The 17,501-nt window shown below is 34.4% G+C and carries 13 protein-coding genes; 3 read left to right on the top strand and 10 right to left on the bottom strand.

The annotated features are described in order from the left end of the window. Positions 1-47: 47 nt before the first annotated feature. The 9 genes from PH4a_RS06930 to PH4a_RS06890 form a co-directional block, all read right to left on the bottom strand. Positions 48-476, bottom strand: coding sequence for a TOBE domain-containing protein (locus tag PH4a_RS06930; RefSeq protein ID WP_064718374.1), 429 nt, complete (start codon positions 474-476; stop codon positions 48-50). A gap of 344 nt (positions 477-820) precedes the next feature. Continuing rightward, positions 821-1,849 (bottom strand): family 8 glycosyl hydrolase, encoded by a 1,029-nt coding sequence (locus PH4a_RS06925; RefSeq protein ID WP_129038787.1) that lies wholly within the window; start codon positions 1,847-1,849, stop codon positions 821-823. 73 nt (positions 1,850-1,922) lie between these two features. Then, positions 1,923-2,879, bottom strand: coding sequence for a UTP--glucose-1-phosphate uridylyltransferase GalU (gene galU / locus PH4a_RS06920; RefSeq protein ID WP_244212945.1), 957 nt, complete (start codon positions 2,877-2,879; stop codon positions 1,923-1,925). A gap of 172 nt (positions 2,880-3,051) precedes the next feature. Continuing rightward, a complete protein-coding gene (locus tag PH4a_RS06915; RefSeq protein WP_129038785.1) occupies positions 3,052-3,957 on the bottom strand; it encodes a GGDEF domain-containing protein in 906 nt (301 codons plus the stop codon). Between the two features lie 39 nt (positions 3,958-3,996). After that, positions 3,997-4,467: a cellulose biosynthesis protein BcsD gene (gene bcsD / locus PH4a_RS06910; protein ID WP_064718370.1), complete on the bottom strand. Its 471-nt coding sequence runs from the start codon at positions 4,465-4,467 to the stop codon at positions 3,997-3,999. A gap of 15 nt (positions 4,468-4,482) precedes the next feature. Continuing rightward, positions 4,483-8,178, bottom strand: a complete 3,696-nt coding sequence (locus tag PH4a_RS06905) for a cellulose biosynthesis protein BcsC (RefSeq protein WP_129038783.1) — start codon at positions 8,176-8,178, stop codon at positions 4,483-4,485. A gap of 12 nt (positions 8,179-8,190) precedes the next feature. Further along, positions 8,191-10,551, bottom strand: a complete 2,361-nt coding sequence (gene bcsB, locus PH4a_RS06900) for a cellulose biosynthesis cyclic di-GMP-binding regulatory protein BcsB (RefSeq protein WP_129038780.1) — start codon at positions 10,549-10,551, stop codon at positions 8,191-8,193. Positions 10,552-10,553: 2 nt separating this feature from the next. Continuing rightward, a complete protein-coding gene (bcsA, locus tag PH4a_RS06895) occupies positions 10,554-12,674 on the bottom strand; it encodes a UDP-forming cellulose synthase catalytic subunit (protein WP_129038778.1) in 2,121 nt (706 codons plus the stop codon). Positions 12,675-12,828: 154 nt separating this feature from the next. Further along, a complete protein-coding gene (locus tag PH4a_RS06890; RefSeq protein WP_129038776.1) occupies positions 12,829-13,242 on the bottom strand; it encodes a hypothetical protein in 414 nt (137 codons plus the stop codon). A 1,346-nt stretch (positions 13,243-14,588) separates the two neighbouring features. Between PH4a_RS06890 and PH4a_RS06885 the strand changes: the two genes are divergently transcribed. The 3 genes from PH4a_RS06885 (at position 14,589) to PH4a_RS06875 (ending at position 16,826) form a co-directional block, all read left to right on the top strand. After that, positions 14,589-15,137: an NADAR family protein gene (locus PH4a_RS06885; protein ID WP_129038774.1), complete on the top strand. Its 549-nt coding sequence runs from the start codon at positions 14,589-14,591 to the stop codon at positions 15,135-15,137. 137 nt (positions 15,138-15,274) lie between these two features. Then, positions 15,275-16,186, top strand: coding sequence for an N-acetylglucosamine kinase (nagK, locus tag PH4a_RS06880; protein ID WP_129038772.1), 912 nt, complete (start codon positions 15,275-15,277; stop codon positions 16,184-16,186). Positions 16,187-16,241: 55 nt separating this feature from the next. Continuing rightward, complete coding sequence (locus tag PH4a_RS06875; protein WP_129038770.1) at positions 16,242-16,826, top strand: rhomboid family intramembrane serine protease; 585 nt, start codon at positions 16,242-16,244, stop codon at positions 16,824-16,826. 25 nt (positions 16,827-16,851) lie between these two features. Here the strand turns inward: PH4a_RS06875 and satP are convergent, their stop codons facing one another. Further along, positions 16,852-17,415: an acetate uptake transporter gene (satP, locus tag PH4a_RS06870; protein ID WP_129038768.1), complete on the bottom strand. Its 564-nt coding sequence runs from the start codon at positions 17,413-17,415 to the stop codon at positions 16,852-16,854. Positions 17,416-17,501 lie beyond the last annotated feature (86 nt).

Here is a 17,501-nt window from a genome sequence, read left to right as displayed (position 1 = left end):
CTCTTTTTTAATCTGACATTTTTTTACTCAATAAAACCTAAAACATTTTATTTTCGAGTTGCTACAATCACACTAGATGCTTTAACTAATGCTAATACATCGCTGCCTTTGGCTAATTTCATCTCTTGTAGACTTTCATTAGTAATGACCGCTGTTAATTCTAATCCTTTAGCAGTTTCTAAATGAATAGTTGAATTAACAGCACCTTGTGTAATTTGAGTAACTTTACCCGCAAACTGATTACGAGCAGAGAAATTTAAACCACAATCAGGCAGGGCAAGTACAACCCAAGGGGCTTTAATTATCGCAATAGCTTCACCTTCTTTTTTTATTTTTAAGCTATCACAGCTTTCTTTAGTGATAATTGTTGCTAGTTTTTCACCATGAGCTAACGATAAAATCACTTCGCTATTTACCGCACCTTCAATAATATCAACAACTTTACCCACTAACTGATTACGTGCTGAAACTTTCATTTATCCACCTTGATTATTGATGAAGAATAACTTTAAAGTTTATTCCTAAAATTTAAAGTTACTTTAGCATAGATAATATTAAATAAAGTATTCGTGGATCATGATTTTTAATAAAAAGATACTTAATAAAACATAACGTTATAAAAACAAAGAAACAGCGAGACATATATTTTGATTAAAAAAACAATACTAATTTTATTTTTTATTATATTTATTCTTTAACTCGTTAATAATTTTTGTTTCAGCTATCTATCTTTTATAAATAAAAAATAGATAGCTGAAATAACCTTATTATTAAATACATTTCAAGCTGTCTATTAATTAATCTATTGATATAACTATATTTATTGCCCATTCTGCGCAAATGCAGCCAATAAATGTAGTGCAGAAGAGTAATAATCTGTATCTTTACTTAAATCAACATCTTCAATTACTGCTTTCATAGTTAAATCACGTACAGCTTGCATACCTGGGGTTAGGTTATATTCCGCTTTTTCTTTGCCATCAATACTTACCCATGCAGGTGTAGTGTATCGATCAAACTGCTGCCAATATTGTATAAAAGGCTGTAACGCTAATTCATCGTGTGCCCATGCTAAATAAAGAGGAATACGAATAGCATCAAAACTAAAACGAGCAGGCCATTTTTCGCTGGGCATTATTTTTCCATCAGCTTGCAAACTAACCCAATCCGTTGGTAATTGATAATCACCAAACTGCATATTTCTTAATAAAGATTGGCCATCATTAATTAATTGTTTCCAACGAAGATCATCGCTATGGCGGTAAAAATCCTTCCAAGCAGGAAAAATAAAATACGAAGGATTTATCGTAATTTCTTCTGGTGTTTTAAATCCATTAATACCTGGAAGTAACATCGTATAATTTTGTGCATTAATTAATGTATGTTCTAAAATAGCATGTTGAATAGAATCTGATGCCGAAAGATAACTTTCATCATTCCATTTCTCACCCGCTTTTAATAATGCCCAAGCAATTAGAATATCACCATCTGTTGCATTATTAGGATCTGGTGTATGTTCGCTATTTTCAGGCTCATAGCGCCATTTAAATAAACCTAAATCACCTCGATAAAGTGATGTTCTCGTCCAATGCCATAATTTAGTAAAAGTTTCACGATCATTACTCATTACCGCCATCAACATGCCGTAACCTTGACCTTCTGAATGAGATATATTTTGGTTAGCGCTATCGATAACACGCCCATCATCCGTAATATAACGCGCTTTAAACTGTTGCCATCCTGCCGAGGTTTCGACTGCTTGTGATATTGGGGAAACAACAAACAACACCCCAAAAACCAAAAAGGAAAAGAATAAATAATTTAAACGAGATAAGTGCCTAATGGACATGGTTTCCAGCTCCTGCTATTGCCGACCGTATATTAATTTCGGTCGGCATATTGCATGTTATTTCAAGATAAAATTAAAAGATTGCGACTACATTTTTTTCGCTACTGATATCTTCAGTATCTTCTATCGCTTGTGGTAACAGCGTTTTTTGGCAAAAGTCCTGCATCCAAGCAGTAAACTCTTCTTTTAATACTGAGTTGTGTAATCCATATTCTACAAATGCTTTCATATAACCTAATTTATTACCACAGTCGTGAGATTTACCCACTAAGGTATAAGCTTCAGCGACTTCTTTTTTCAATAATAATTCAATAGCATCAGTTAACTGAATTTCACCGCCGACACCTGCTGGTAAACCATCTAATAGCTCCCAAATTGCCGCAGAAAAGACATAACGACCAACAACAGAAAGATTAGAAGGTGCATCTTCAGGATTTGGTTTTTCAACAATACGACGCATTGGAGCCCAATTTCCTTGTGGACAAAAAACACCTTTACAGTCCACAACACCATATTGCTGTACTTGGCTCATAGGTACAGGTTCAACCATAATTTGGCTACGTTCTATTTTCTTAAAACGTTTTATCATTGCTGATAAGTTGTCATGTTTAGGATCACAATAATGTGGATCCAACAAAACATCAGGCAGTAAAACAATAAAAGGATTGTCACCAATAATAGGGTGAGCGCAGCAAATAGCATGGCCTAAGCCTAATGCATGACCTTGACGAACTTGTATAATCTTAACGTTCTCAGGACAAATAGAGCGAACCTCTTCTAATAATTTATTCTTAATACGCTGCTCTAGCATATTTTCTAATTCAAAACTGGTATCAAAATGATCCGCAATTGAATTTTTAGAAGAATGAGTCACCAAAATAATTTCTTCTACACCCGCTTGAGCACACTCATCTACGATATATTGAATTAATGGACGATCAACAATAGGGAGCATCTCTTTTGGGATTGATTTTGTTGCAGGTAACATACGTGTACCTAATCCAGCAACGGGGATAACTGCTTTCATCATAATATAATCCTCAAATAAATATTTTATAAACTTAATAGATCTGTATTTTTAAATGACATTATAAAAATTCAGTAATAAAACTGTGACGTAATTTTAAATATACTTATCCCTCTCTAAATAGAGATAAAAAATACATCACATAAATTATAAATAGAGATTAATTTAGATTAACTTAAAAACCAGAATAAAACCCATATTTACCCCCACCTTTTTCTTTAATAGAATACAATGTTTTATCCGCAGATTTTAATAATTCAGAAAGTGTTTTTCCATCTTTTGGATATTCAGCAACACCTAAGCTAATTGATGGCGTTAGTATTTTATCTGAATTAATTTTTATTGGTTTATCTATTGAATTCCATAGTGATTCTATTATTTCTAATAGAACAATAGAACACGAACGCAATCCAGATGGAAAAAGAATAGCAAATTCATCGCCACCTAATCGGCCACAATAAACTTCTTTTGATTCTAATTTTAATAATATATTTGATATTTCACACAGTACTTTATCACCTGCATGATGGCCAAATTGATCATTAATTAATTTAAAATTATCACAATCAATAATACCGAGACAAAAAGAAGATGGATTTTTAATATTTAATCGCTCATTTTCAATTTTTTCGACAATACTTAATCGGTTAGATATTCCTGTTAATGAGTCAATATAGCTTTTACTAAATAACTCTTCTCTCAACTCTACCTTATCAGTAATATCCAAACTAATAAATACATAATGAGAAATTATATTCACCATATCAAAAACAGGAATAATACTAATATCTTCCCATTTATCTTTTTGCTGATTACTACTATTGTTTGCTTCTAATCTAAACACACCTTTTGTTTTATTTTTCTTACATTTATTTATTTTATTCTCATCAATTAAATAAAATAAATTATATTTTTTATCTTTGATGTTTTCGAAACAAACATTATTAAAATGACAATATTTTTCATTGGCATAAACAATATTACCTGCTGTATCTGTCACTATCATCATAAAAACATCATTGGTAAATTGCTTCATCAATAAGCATTTAGAATTATCATCATTAAATATTATTTCATTCATTTTTAACCTCCAATGCTTATTAATAAAGCATACGATCTATTACTCAGCAGATATTTGATGCGCATAACGGAAAATAAACACATCTTTTGCATCTGTAGATTGGCGATGAACTTGCATTTTTTCATTACCGCCTTGGTGCGATAACCAGCCTTCATATAATCCTTCTAATACGCTTGCACTTGCTGCTCGCCACTGTGGATCATCTTTACTTTGTGTAAAATGAGGCCATGCACAATGCACTAATAACAGTTCACTCATTGCGGGTGAAATAGTGACAAATCCCCATTTAAATAACGTTAATACACGATTAATATGAGATTCAAGCAATTGAATATTTTCACTTTCAGGTAAAGGATAACGTAATGCCATTTCCTTACCGATAGTTTTTAATTTATTTTCTGCGGTTGAAATATCGTTATCATTTAGCACTTGGAAAAATAATAACTGAGTTAAATCTTGCCAGCCGCTTTCAAAAGGTAATTGTAAAATATCACTATCATGCTTATTCATTATTTATCTCCTCTATTATTTAGATAGAAAATCTGGTGTATATTTTAGGTGTAACCACATATTATCTTCGGCATAATCACCTGAAGTATCATGTGAAATACTGATACCTAATTCAGATTCTTTAGTGAGATAATATTTTGCATCTAAACCTAATCGATAGGTTATATTTGTTTCATCTTGTTCTTCATAATGCGATTTAATACGAGGATCTGAAGCGTTATGTTGATTTAAATTATCTTGCATATAAGAGTGTGTAGGAAAATAGTCGCTACCTTTTTGTTTGTAACTTTGTACACCAATAGCACCATTTAATGAGACTTCCCCCTTATCAAAATGACGCGTATAAGCAACAGGTAATGAAACTGATACATAATCTTGTGGACTGAAATATCCACCATGACCTAATGAGAAATAGTTTTGGTTATTGCTAAAGTTCATATAATCAACATGAACACCTGCTTTTAACTCTTGCTGATCGTCTTGATAAAATTTTGCATATGAACCGATCCAAGCTTTGACTTCCTCGTTACTTGAAACACTTTTACCGTCATAACTGTAAAAGCCACCACCAGCATAAGCACCAACTTTACCATCATCCCACGCATATTGAGCACTTGCGCCATTACGTGTTACGCGACCCCAGCTTTCTCCTGTTAATGGATCAGTACGCCCCATATAAGAAAGTAAACTGTCTTTAATCGCTCTGCGTTCAGCGGTTAATGTTAACTGTCCATTTTGACCAATTTTAGGTGAATAAGTAACCCCCCCAACAACCGTAGCTGAGTCTTGATTGATTGGCGTTGAGCCAACATCAAAGCTGACATCATCTTGTGATAAGCGTAAACCTAATTCAACGCCTGATGCACGTTGGCTTCCTGCTTCATCCGCATTAATTTTGGCTTTTTCATTATTGTTATCACTGTTTTTCGCAAAGCGCTCAGCATGTTGTAATTGCCCCGAACCAAAGCGGTTTGCTCGTTCTCCAGAGACAGCGCCACTGGTCATAGAAATGGGGGTAACATTAAATTCCCAACGGAACTCTTCACCTGGAACGCTAGAGATACTGATTGGCGCAGCTATTTCGGTAACATTAGATAATCCTTTATCACCATTACGATGACGAACAGCAACCCCCCCTTGAACCCAAGGGGAAACTTTTTCTTCTAATTCATGAATAGAACGTTGAACAGAAACCATCTCTTTACGTTCATAAATGGAATTCGCGATGACACTATTATCGCCATGAATATCGCTAAGCTGCCCTGCCGAAGTTTTAATTACACCTGTATTTGAGGCTCCTCCCGCTGTATTTTGCCATTGTGCACTACGCAACAAAGTAAGGGCTTTGCGGTTTTCACCGTTTAATTGTGCAATTTGAGCTGCTTGCAACAAATAAGCAGGTTGTGAAGATGCAGGAAGTTGTTGCAATAATTGTTGTGCTTTTCGGCCATCTTTTTGTGCTAGTGCAACTTCTATTTGAGCCTGAATAAGTTTGCTGTCTTTGCCTTGCTCTTTTTCTAAATAAGAGAGAATTTTATTAAATTGATCCGGCATTGATTGTGATAAATAAACGCGACTTAATGCCATTAATAAATCAGGATCATTCGGCGAGGTATTTAATGCGCCAACTAACGTATCGTAAGCGGCTTTAATTTCACCTTTTTCACGTAAATTATCGGCTTGTGCAATTTTAGTGTTCACTTCTAAACGTTTTTTATCAGCAATAGATGTTTCTTGCTGTAATGCAGGATCATTAATCAAGCTAGTTGCTTGCGCATAATGACCTAACTCATTGAAAACATTAATATGACCAGCGTAGTTACCAACTGAACCTTTTGTTCCTTTGGCAATATCATTTTCAATAAGTTGTAACGCTTCATCATTTAAGCCGCTGTTAACCAATTTTTCTGCTAATTCGCCAACATCATTTGGATAATCAGCAACCTGATTAATCAATGGACGCAATGTATTACGCACCGCAACAATATTACCTGATTGACGATAATGTTCTGCTTGCGTCAATTGACGATAAAAACGAGCACGTTGTAGTAACTCTTTTTCAGCTTCAGTTTGTTGATTATGACTATTTAGCAAATTAAAAACTTTATCCCACTGTTTTTGTTCAGCATAAAATAGTGATGCGACATAATCGGTATCTCTATTTTTGCGATTTTCTAACTGTGAAATAATATTTTTTGCACCAGCACTATCACCATCAGCAGCCATTAAACGCGCTAAATCCAAATACACCCAATTATTTTGTGGGCTTTTGCGTTGAGCCTGAACAAGTAATTGTCTAGCTTGAACACGATGACCATTTTCTAATGCTTTTTGTGCTTCACGACGTAGTTTTTCTGAAGGATCAGTATTCGCCGTTAATTTTTGTCGTAAAGAAGCTGATTGCTGAGTAACTAACTGCTCTGCTTTACTATTTTGGCCTTCTTGTACCAATAAATAATAGTAAGCTGAAACTACTTTTTCATTACGACTATTTTGTTGATATAAACCCGCAAGCAATTGATGAGCCGCAGGCAAGTTTCCTTGTTTACGCAATAAATCGGCTTGTAATAAGTTAGCTGATAATCCTTTCTCACCGCTTGCTCCAGTGAGAGGCGATAACTTATCTAAAGCCTGTTGGATTTGTCCTTGTTTGGCATGTTGTTGTGCATTACGCAGCTGAGCGTAAAAACCCGCATCATCAGCTTGTTGTTTCCATTTGCTACCTTGATCACCACCAGAAAGTGCCGCTTGATTCAATAAACGCTGCCCTGTTGCTAAGTCGCCAGAGCGTAAAGCGGTATAACCTAATCCAGCCAGAGCTTGTGCATCTTTATTGTCAGCAGATAAAGCCTGTTTGAAATAATTTTCGGCATCTTTCAATTTACCTTTATTTAATGCTTCATAACCGGCTTGACGAGCATTACCTTGAATTGCACTTTGGAAATGCTCTGCAATTGCAGTATCTTTAGGGTTGGCTTGTAAATACGCTTTATATAATCCTTCATCATCAGGACGAACATTAAGCCATAATAATGCTTGGCGAAGCCCTTTATTTGCAGACTCATCACCTGAGATCTTACTTAAAACAGCAATCCCTTCACGGCGAGTCTCTTCGTTATAAGTTAATGTTAGTCCTAATGCTTTCTGCGTTTCTTTATTATCTGGCATTAATGCAGCACGTTGTTTTAATCCAGCAATAGCTTGTGGCAACATTGCAGGAATACCCGCCATCGTTTGATAATATTCAAGAGCCACAGTTTCAGGAGGTTCATTACTCACAAATAAACGCTGATAGGCTTTTATCGCTTCTTCATGTTGCCCTTTTTTAGCTAACTCTCTGGCATAACCTAATTGCTGATCATTAAATTGTGATGATCGGATGTTTTTTAATCCCTCAATACGCGGATCTTGAGGCGCTATTTGTACAAGCTTTTCACGCCAATAAGTCGCTTGCTTTTCATTACCTTGTTGTGCAGTAAAGAAAGCCATTAAATAGAGCGCATCCTGATTATTACTTTCCATAATCAGTACTTTTTGCAACGCCTCTACTGCACGTTCATCGTGTGCTTTACCATGCCAATAGTTAGCTTGTTCAATTAAAGAACTAACAATATTAGGATCTGTTGCTGTTGCTTGTACTTGGCTTGTTACACCAAGAATACAACTCGCATAAATCACTTTTACTATTATATTCAGCGCATGATTTTTCATTATTAGTCCCCCCTATTTATCTGAATGATGCTGTGATATTTGAGCTAAACGACGCGCAGAACGACGTTGTAACCAGCAATAGGTCACCATTCCCGTCAATGCACAAAAACCGACAGCTAAAAATCCTAACAAGTACACATGTCGAGAGCTGTACCAAAGAAATTGCTGTAATAGAGGTAAATCGCCCTGAGAAAAGTGTTCACCTAAATGAAAACTTCTAACGGTATCTTTTCCACTTATTAGCGTGATATCGCCTTTAATCGCCGCATTAATATCAGCTAAATTTAAATCGCCAATAATAGTGTTTATTGATGTATTACCCTTTGCCGTAACTAACACAACAACACGATCTTTAGCCCAAGGAGAGACAAAACTCACCATACCTCGCCAATCATTAAGTGAAGACAAATAATTAGCAGCATCACCACCTTGTGATAAGACATCACCAGCAAGCCAGCCTTTGGCTTTATCGATAATAGATTGTGACTTGATTTCGATATTTTTATTCACAAATGAAAATGCCTGTTGAGAAAAACGAGCAGGCAAAAAGCCATCACTATTTAATGAACCAATAGCTAACACATCATGTTGAGTTAAATTACTTTTCTCTAACGCTTTCGCGCCTAAAAAAACAGAGGCATATGAAATAGGTGTTCCTGTGGAATAACCTGATCTCGCCATTAAATTCACTAAAGTATAAAGCTCTTCAACTGTTGGATTTTCTGGTAATAACAATGTGGTTTGTGAAAAATCAGCACGACGGCTAAATGGAAATGAAGCACCTGAAAAATAAGCTAAATTAGGCATTCTTGAGTAGTGCCAAGTATTTTTAAATTGCAGTGTTGACTGCGGTTCAATACGACTAATCAAATTACTGCCATCAGCCAAAATGCAAGGAGAATCATCAGGCTCACGCAAATCAAAATAGAACTGTAATTGATTTTGGCTATAAATCTGATGGGGACTTAAATAAAGAGTGCTACTTTGCTGTTCACTCTCTATGCCTAACCACTGTCTTAGCATACCTAAAGGCTCTGAACGAGCAGGATATAAAGAACCAATAAATTGGTTATTTAAAGATACAATTAATGATGAATTACGATTATTAAGTTTATCGGAATGAGGAAATACATATTTTAGTTCTAACGGTAATGCATCGCCATCCCACCAAAATAGATCGGGTGATACACGAAACGAGAACTGATTAGGCGCATGATTGATACCTTGGCGGGTAAAATCATCACTACCATTGGCTATTTGCCCTAACGTAACGGGTTTATCTGTATTTAACCAACGTGGTGCATCGTAATCTTTGCGAGTAACGAGATTTTGTGTAGGGACATCTAAATGATCATTTTGCGGTAATTTACCGCTATTTAAAGCCCAAACAGCTTGGCGTAATGATTTTTCATCATCACCACTAATAAGTAATAATTTAAAAACAGGATCAACAGGGTTATCAACAATGGTGAGTTGCCCATTATTACCCGATGGTAATGTAATACCAGCAATAGTTTGCCCAGCATAACCAATTAATATGCCATCACTTTCCGGTAATTGATTCATAAGAACAGGTAAATCAACCTGTCTAATATCATGGCTTAAACTACCAAACCATGATGCGGCAATTGCTGCTGTTGTCACTTCTGCGTGATCTGGTTTATCTGACAATATTATTGGTAACGAGGTCGCTGTCATTCTGTCGGGATCAAAGAACGGTAGGGGCAATCGCTCTAAACTATACCCGCCATTAATCCAACGACCCCGGTAATCTAATGATGATTCAGGGGAAATAGTCAGGCTTAATCCATCAGCTAACGGTGGCGTACATTGGTTTTCGTCAAGTGCATCACGATTGGCCAAACGAAAACTAAGGTTATTCACATTAGTAAGCATCATTTCAGGAATTTCTAGAATATATTCATGTTCTTTATCGCCTTCTTCTAAAGGCAGAAATCCCATAGGTTGACCATTTAACATTAAGTGTAACGTCTGATCAGATTCCACTAATCCTTGTGATACTTTGACTTTCATCGTTAATGTGGCGTTATCAATAAATAAATCATTTGCCATATTAAAAGTGACACCTGAAAGTAAACGTCTACCAGATAACACTATCGGCGATGGGCTCCCCATTTGCGATAATGTAAGTTGCTCTTCAATATTGCGCGCTTCAGAAAGCGATAAATTATCAAGTTGTCCATCAAGCTGATTAGCTTCATTTTTTTGTTGAGATGGTGAATGGGAATATGATATTGGGTCAGGCAATGCTTCACCATTTAGTTCAAACATACCTGTCGCGGCTTGAGATAAATTAATGCTAGCAATAGCCATTGCTGTCAGGCTTAGCATCAAAGTCAGTTTCTTTTTCATTCTTAGTCATCTCCGTGAATTGATTGAACAGAGAGCGATGACTTAGCATTAGAGCGCACAGCCGGTGCTTTTATTTTTTGGCGACGACCAAAGAACAATTCAAAAATACAACGCGTAATACCACCAAGCTCTCTTACTGGGCTATCTTTGTAATCTGCTTGATTAATCCATGCATCAGCGCGACCAAATATAATACGGACTAATTTACGGCGTAGATTTAAATCAATAGGTAGAAATTCGAGCCGTAATTGATTATTTTCCAAACTAACTTGATCGACAGGCAGAGTAACGATATCTCGTTGAACACTTAAGGTAATGGAAGTGACATTATGTTGACGAACTTCAGCCATTTTATTTATCGCAATGCATACCCCCCCCATTGAAATATCTTCTGTTGTCGTTGCTAATTCAGCACCGTCATCAAAATGTAATGTAATAGGTAAATTTGCTTTAATACGAGTGTGTTTGCGAATTTGGCGCATCTCTTTCCCTACAGCTATTGATGCTAAAATAATAAATAAGCTGTAAGTTGCCCAAACAAGGTTTAAAACAATAACGAGCGGATCGATACCTTGGAAATCATTTAATAAATAACGAACAACTACCCATGAAATACCTGCAATCAGAAAAAGTGCAGTAATAATCAAAGGACGTACAGTTAAATAATCCATAAAACTTTTATCAAGCAGATCACCTTTATCCGTTACATTAAATTTACCAAGTTTTGGTGAAATTAAGCTTAATAATGTAGGTAATACCAAACTAAATGCCATAACCGTTTCATATACTTCTCCCCAGAAAGAATAACGATATTTACCAATATTTCTCGAGTTCACATATACCGACATAATTAAATGAGGCAATGCGTACGCAAAAATCATACTTGCTGAAGAGGCAATAATATTGAGGTTAAATAACATAAACAGTAAGGGGGCAGTTAAGAATATAATCCGAGGTAAACCATACTGAAAATGCATCATCGCATTGAGATAACATAAGCGCTGAGGAAAGGTTAGCCCTCGACCTAACATGGGATTATCAACCCTAAATATTTGAGTCATCCCTCTAGCCCAACGAATACGTTGGTTAACATGTAAGGCTAAACGCTCTGTTGCCAAACCCGCAGCCAAAGGAATATCAATAAATGCGGAGTTCCATCCTAAGCGCTGTAGTTTTAACGCTGTATGTGCATCTTCTGTCACTGTTTCAACAGCAATACCATCGATTTCATCAAGAGCACTACGTCGCATAACGGCACAAGAGCCACAGAAAAACGTTGCATTCCAGTTGTCATTTCCACGTTGAACTGGACCATAAAATAGAGCACCTTCATGGGGAGCATCTTTCGCAGCACTTAAGTTGCGTTCAAAAGGATCTGATGAATAAAAATAGTGTGGAGTTTGAATCAGCGCAAGTTTAGGGTCTTGCAAAAAGCTTCCTACTGTAGCTTGTAAAAAGACGCGTGTTGCTATGTGATCGCAGTCAAATACACAGATTAATTCACCATCCGTCAATGCCATAGCATGATTCAAATTACCTGCTTTTGCGTGATCATGAACTTCACGCTCAATATAAGTGACACCGACATCACCTGCGAATTGTTTAAATTCTTCACGACTACCATCATCCAATAAATAAACCTTCATTTTATCTTGTGGATAATCGATAGCTTGAGCCGCTAAAACAGTATCACGAACAACATCAAGGCTTTCGTTATATGTTGGAATATAAATATCTACTGTTGGCCATTGAGAAATATCTTTTGGTAGTGGTGCAATTTTTCTATTTAATGGCCACGATGTTTGGAAATAACCCAGAACTAAAATCATCCAAGAGTAAATCTCTGCCATAAATAAACCACTACCTAAAATAGCTTCAATAGTAGTATTAAAATTAAGAGTGTTTGTTGCTCGCCAATAGAGATAACGCGTAGACATTAGCAACGATAAAAAAACCATTGTTAATAATCGCTTTTTGGATTTTTTAAAACCAATAACAAGTAGCAACAATATATTTATTATACCAAAGATATATTGTTGCTCAGCACTCATCGGCATAACAATTAATGAAAACATTGTTATTAACAGAAAGGCTGTAATTAGCATTTTTAATATTTTATTCATAAATCCCATACCTTTGTCATCGCCATATATTTTTTTAAGACAAAGGTTCCCTATCCGGAAAATAAATTCCGAAAGAATTAATTAGGTCTTAAAAAAACAACAATGGCTATAAATTGACACCAGTCAATATTATTTATAAAAATAACTAGCTTATTTAAACAGATGCAATAAATGACAATATATCTTTTAATGATATTTTTTCATTTGCATGATTCTTATCTGTTTTTTCATTATCAAATATTTGATTATCAGATAAAATGGTAGATTGTCTCTTAATAAGATCGTTTTTTTCTGCTTTGTTTGCTGCCAATGCATTCTGGTGATAAGAAGGGATAGACTTAGTAACAGGCTGTTTTGGTATGTTTTTCACCACAGATGAAGTTTCTGAAAACGTTTTATTAGTTAAAGAACGGCTAACTAAATTATTATTTTTTTTATTATCTTCTTTAATTATATTGTTTGATTCTTTTTTATTCACAACTTCTTGTGTAATAGAGGAAGAAAAATCTTGAAAAGAAAATTCATCTTCCTGAAATTTATCTTTTAGGTTGCTTATATCATCATACATAGTGTGGCCCCTTTAATAACTATACACTTAACCTTGTTCAATTATTAGATGCTCTTTAAAAAGAGATAACCATTAGAGATAACTTTCATTACAATAAAAATGGATATTTATAAATTCATATTAGAACTCTCATCTATTAATGGATATTAACTATGTAAGGTAATTTCATTTTATAAATATTTTTCATTTAATAAAAAATAATCACTAACGTTTTACGAGTAATGTTTATTTAATTTGAATTGTATAATTATTTTAATGTAAAGCACAACCTCAAAAAAATCTAAAAAATAAGATTTAACACACTCTTATTTATAAATTTATGTATTTATACTTACCGCAAAGTTAGGGATAATAATCTCTAAAAAAGTACCTATTTAACGTAGAAAAAAACTTTCATGCCTTTTTAATAACAAAGCTAAATTAATAACATTTTATATAAATACTACAAATATAAAATTCTAAAATAATTACTTTATAATATTATTTCTTCTAAAAAGAAAATATTTGGTAGAGATCAATTTAAAAAAAGTGACTTATTTCTATTCAATTCTTGATATAAAACTAGAGTAAAAAAATAGAGAAGATTAATTATCTATATTGATCATCATCAAATGAGCGTTACCTTTTACCTAAAAAAAGGGTACTTATTGTTTTTTATCATAAGATAGCCTTATGATTTCATCATCAAAAAAATCAATACATCATATTTGGTTAAGTTTTAAAAAAAATCACCTATCAAATAAAACAAAAATAGATAATCAATCTACGATACCGAACATCCCACACTTATAGTAAATATCGCTAATAGATACCAGTTTTTTAGAATAATTAACTAAGAAAATATTTTACTCTTTAAATAATATTGTTAATTTAACTTAACAAAATAACAATCGTGATAGAGTTCAAATTGCGAATGTAATAGTGAAAAAACACAATAAAAAAACTTAACTGCATAATAAATATATGATTATCTATATTTGTTAGTTATAAATACCAATAACAAGTATAAATACCAATATTGATAAATTTTTGTATTGAAAACACTTACCTTAATACGTTTTTATACTAGGGTGGTTAAATCTATTTTTGACAATCGTTTTTCGAATCAATGTTAACGATAACAGTATATAGACTTCTTTTTTTAAGAACATTCTTAGCATTTTCAGTTGTATTTTCTTTATTAATAAGCGAAAAAATATCATTTTATGATGTTTTTTTAGATACATTTTCTTACTAGCGGAATCGCTTCACCTCCTCACATAAATGAAAAAATGCACTCAATCCTTCTTTACTTCTATGCTATCTTTATTAAATCCAATGAAATCCCTGCTATAAATAGAAAAAATATGGATTTACAACAATTACAAAAAGATTTCCGAGCGAATAAGAAAATTAAATTTATCTTCTTTTGGGGACATAAAACCAAGAGTGATGAAGTGAGCAAAAGCTGCTTTAGCCAGTGGTATCCAGCACCTTTTATATTAGATGATGTACGTTACTCATCTGCTGAACACTATATGATGGCTGAAAAAGCGAGAATTTTTAATGATATGGAAATTAGAGCGCGCATTATTGCCACCTCAAATCCAGGTACAGCGAAAGCATTAGGTAGAGAAGTTAAAGGATTTGACCAATCTATTTGGGAGCAACAGCGCATAGAGATTGTTATCCGCGCTAATGAAGCTAAATTTTCGCAAAATAAAAATCTGAGCCAATTTCTTATTTCAACAGGCACTCGAGTTCTGGTTGAAGCAAGCCCCGTAGATAAAATATGGGGAATAGGTTTAAGTGAACAAGATAAAGAAGCTAATAACCCACTGCTTTGGCGTGGTTTGAACTTATTAGGCTTTGCATTAATGAAAGTACGTAGTAAGTTAATTGAAAAGAACACTTAATAGATAAAAAAATCTCAACTGTTATAAGCCACTATTTTTATTCACATCCATAAGCGGTAAAAATAGGTAGAAGTTATTTAGCGCTATAACGATAAATTCGTTGTAGATAATATTTACAGGATAATTAAGAGACTGATATGTATTATGGTTTTGATATGGGCGGCACAAAAATTGAGCTAGCCGTTTTCGATAAAAATCTGACACAAATCTGGCAAAAACGCGTTCCTACTCCCAAAAATGACTACCTAGCACTGTTAAATGCCTTTAAAGAGCTAACTTTAGAGGCTGATAAGAATTTAGGCTGTAAAGGTAAAATTGGGGTCGGTATTCCTGGAATTGTAAATGCTAAAGAAGGCACTGTGTTTACAACTAATGTGCCAGCAGCTAAATATAAACCAATGGTTCATGATCTCTGCCAAATATTAGATAGGCCAGTGAAAGTAGAAAATGATGCTAACTGCTTTGCATTATCTGAAGCTTGGGATCCTGAATTTCGTCATCACCCTTCAGTATTAGGTCTTATTCTTGGTACTGGCGTTGGTGGTGGTTTTGTTATTGATGGAAAAGTACTATCAGGTAAAAACGGCATTGCTGGTGAAATAGGTCACATGAATCTTAATGTTGATGCTGATAATATTATTGGCGAAACAATGCCTAAAATATTATGTGGCTGCGGCAAAAAAGCCTGCTTTGAAACTTATCTATCTGGTCGTGGTTTTGAACGAATGTATAAAGCGTTTAATGGTGAGCCACAAAGAGCGGTTGATATTGTTACTCAATATTATGCAGGTGATGAAAAAACAATAGAACATGTAGATCGCTATATGAAAGTACTCGCTGTTTATCTAAGTAATATTCTGACTGTTCTTGATCCTCATTTAATCGTTATCGGTGGAGGTTTGTCACAGTTTAATGCACTTTATGAGCTATTACCTGACTATATTGCCAAGTGTGTTTATGGCAATGTACAAATTCCAGCAATAGAAAAAGCGCGTCATGGGGATGCTGGTGGTGCTCGTGGCGCTGCTTGTCTTAACTTATTAGACTGATGTAATAAAATAAGTAGACCTAAATTAATCTCATTACTTTACTAAGGCTAATGCTATGAGAAGTGCAGGATTGAAAAAAAGATTTTATTTTCTTTGTGGCTTAACTCTCACATTAATCCTACTTCAATTAATAGGCAGTATTTTACCTATTCCTTTACTTGAATGGGGTGTTATTCCCCGAACAGGAGAAGGATTTATTGGGATTTTTATCGCGCCTTTTGTTCATGGTTCTTGGTCTCATCTTTTTAGCAATTTACTGCCTTTGCTTATTCTCAGTTTTTTATCTATGACTCAATCTTTGCGAGAATATGTCACTGCTAGCATATTTATTATTTTTTTTAGTGGGTTGCTCGTTTGGATATTTGGCCGTCATGCTATCCATGTGGGTGCTAGTGGCTGGATTTTTGGATTATGGGCACTACTTATTGCACATGCTTTTACCCGTCATAAAGTTATCGATATAGTGATTGCTCTATTTGTATTGTTCTATTATGGAACTATGGCCTATGGCTTAATTCCCGGACAATTAGGGGTATCAACTGAATCTCATATTGCAGGTGTAATAGCAGGGTTACTTTATGCGTGGTGTGCAAGGCGGGTCGTTAAACGTAAAAGTCGAGTGATAGAAGTGGCTAAATAATTATTAGCCACTTCTATTAATAAAACTATTTATGCCCAATAGGCAACACGGTTTTACCATACATCTCATTTAATACTTCAGCCATTGCAAGATAAAAAGCACTGGCTCCACAAATAATACCTTCAAAACCTGCAATTTTTAAAATCAATGCATTTCCACTGATATTACCAATAGCTAGTAAAGCAAATAAAATAGTTAAGCTTAAAAAGACAAACTGTAATGCTCTATTGGCTTTTAGTGTGCCAATAAACATAAAGAGTGTAAAAATTCCCCATAACGCTAAAAAAACACCAAGGAAAAGAGGTGTTGTAGGTTCACTTAATCCCATAATAGGGAGTAACCAAATACCAACAAGTGTTATCCAGAAAAAACCATAAGAAGTGAATGCGGTAGCACCAAAAGTATTACCTTTTTTAAATTCAAAAATTCCAGCAATAACTTGGGCAATTCCACCATAAAAAATACCCATACTCATGATGACAGAAACAACAGGAAAAAAACCGGCATTATGTATGTTCAACAAAATCGTTGTCATACCAAAACCCATTAAACCTAATGGACCAGGATTGGCAATGCGTTCGTTAGTCATAAAACCTAAAACCTCTAAAAATAATAGGGGAAAATTAAAAAAAATTTGAAAGCGCTGGATAATAAGAGGTTATACATCTAAAAACA

This window comes from Proteus hauseri, from assembly GCF_004116975.1.
Classification (GTDB): Bacteria; Pseudomonadota; Gammaproteobacteria; order Enterobacterales; family Enterobacteriaceae; genus Proteus; species Proteus hauseri.
This window is presented reverse-complemented; position numbering and strand designations above follow the sequence as displayed.

Excerpts from the sequence above, each read along its gene's own strand:
- PH4a_RS06930 (WP_064718374.1), bottom strand. The coding sequence starts at position 476 with ATGAAAGTTTCAGCACGTAATCAGTTAGTGGGTAAAGTTGTTGATATT.
- PH4a_RS06925 (WP_129038787.1), bottom strand. The coding sequence starts at position 1,849 with ATGTCCATTAGGCACTTATCTCGTTTAAATTATTTATTCTTTTCCTTT.
- galU (WP_244212945.1), bottom strand. The coding sequence starts at position 2,879 with ATGATGAAAGCAGTTATCCCCGTTGCTGGATTAGGTACACGTATGTTA.
- PH4a_RS06915 (WP_129038785.1), bottom strand. The coding sequence starts at position 3,957 with ATGAATGAAATAATATTTAATGATGATAATTCTAAATGCTTATTGATG.
- bcsD (WP_064718370.1), bottom strand. The coding sequence starts at position 4,467 with ATGAATAAGCATGATAGTGATATTTTACAATTACCTTTTGAAAGCGGC.
- PH4a_RS06905 (WP_129038783.1), bottom strand. The coding sequence starts at position 8,178 with ATGAAAAATCATGCGCTGAATATAATAGTAAAAGTGATTTATGCGAGT.
- bcsB (WP_129038780.1), bottom strand. The coding sequence starts at position 10,551 with ATGAAAAAGAAACTGACTTTGATGCTAAGCCTGACAGCAATGGCTATT.
- bcsA (WP_129038778.1), bottom strand. The coding sequence starts at position 12,674 with ATGAATAAAATATTAAAAATGCTAATTACAGCCTTTCTGTTAATAACA.
- PH4a_RS06890 (WP_129038776.1), bottom strand. The coding sequence starts at position 13,242 with ATGTATGATGATATAAGCAACCTAAAAGATAAATTTCAGGAAGATGAA.
- PH4a_RS06885 (WP_129038774.1), top strand. The coding sequence starts at position 14,589 with ATGGATTTACAACAATTACAAAAAGATTTCCGAGCGAATAAGAAAATT.
- nagK (WP_129038772.1), top strand. The coding sequence starts at position 15,275 with ATGTATTATGGTTTTGATATGGGCGGCACAAAAATTGAGCTAGCCGTT.
- PH4a_RS06875 (WP_129038770.1), top strand. The coding sequence starts at position 16,242 with ATGAGAAGTGCAGGATTGAAAAAAAGATTTTATTTTCTTTGTGGCTTA.
- satP (WP_129038768.1), bottom strand. The coding sequence starts at position 17,415 with ATGACTAACGAACGCATTGCCAATCCTGGTCCATTAGGTTTAATGGGT.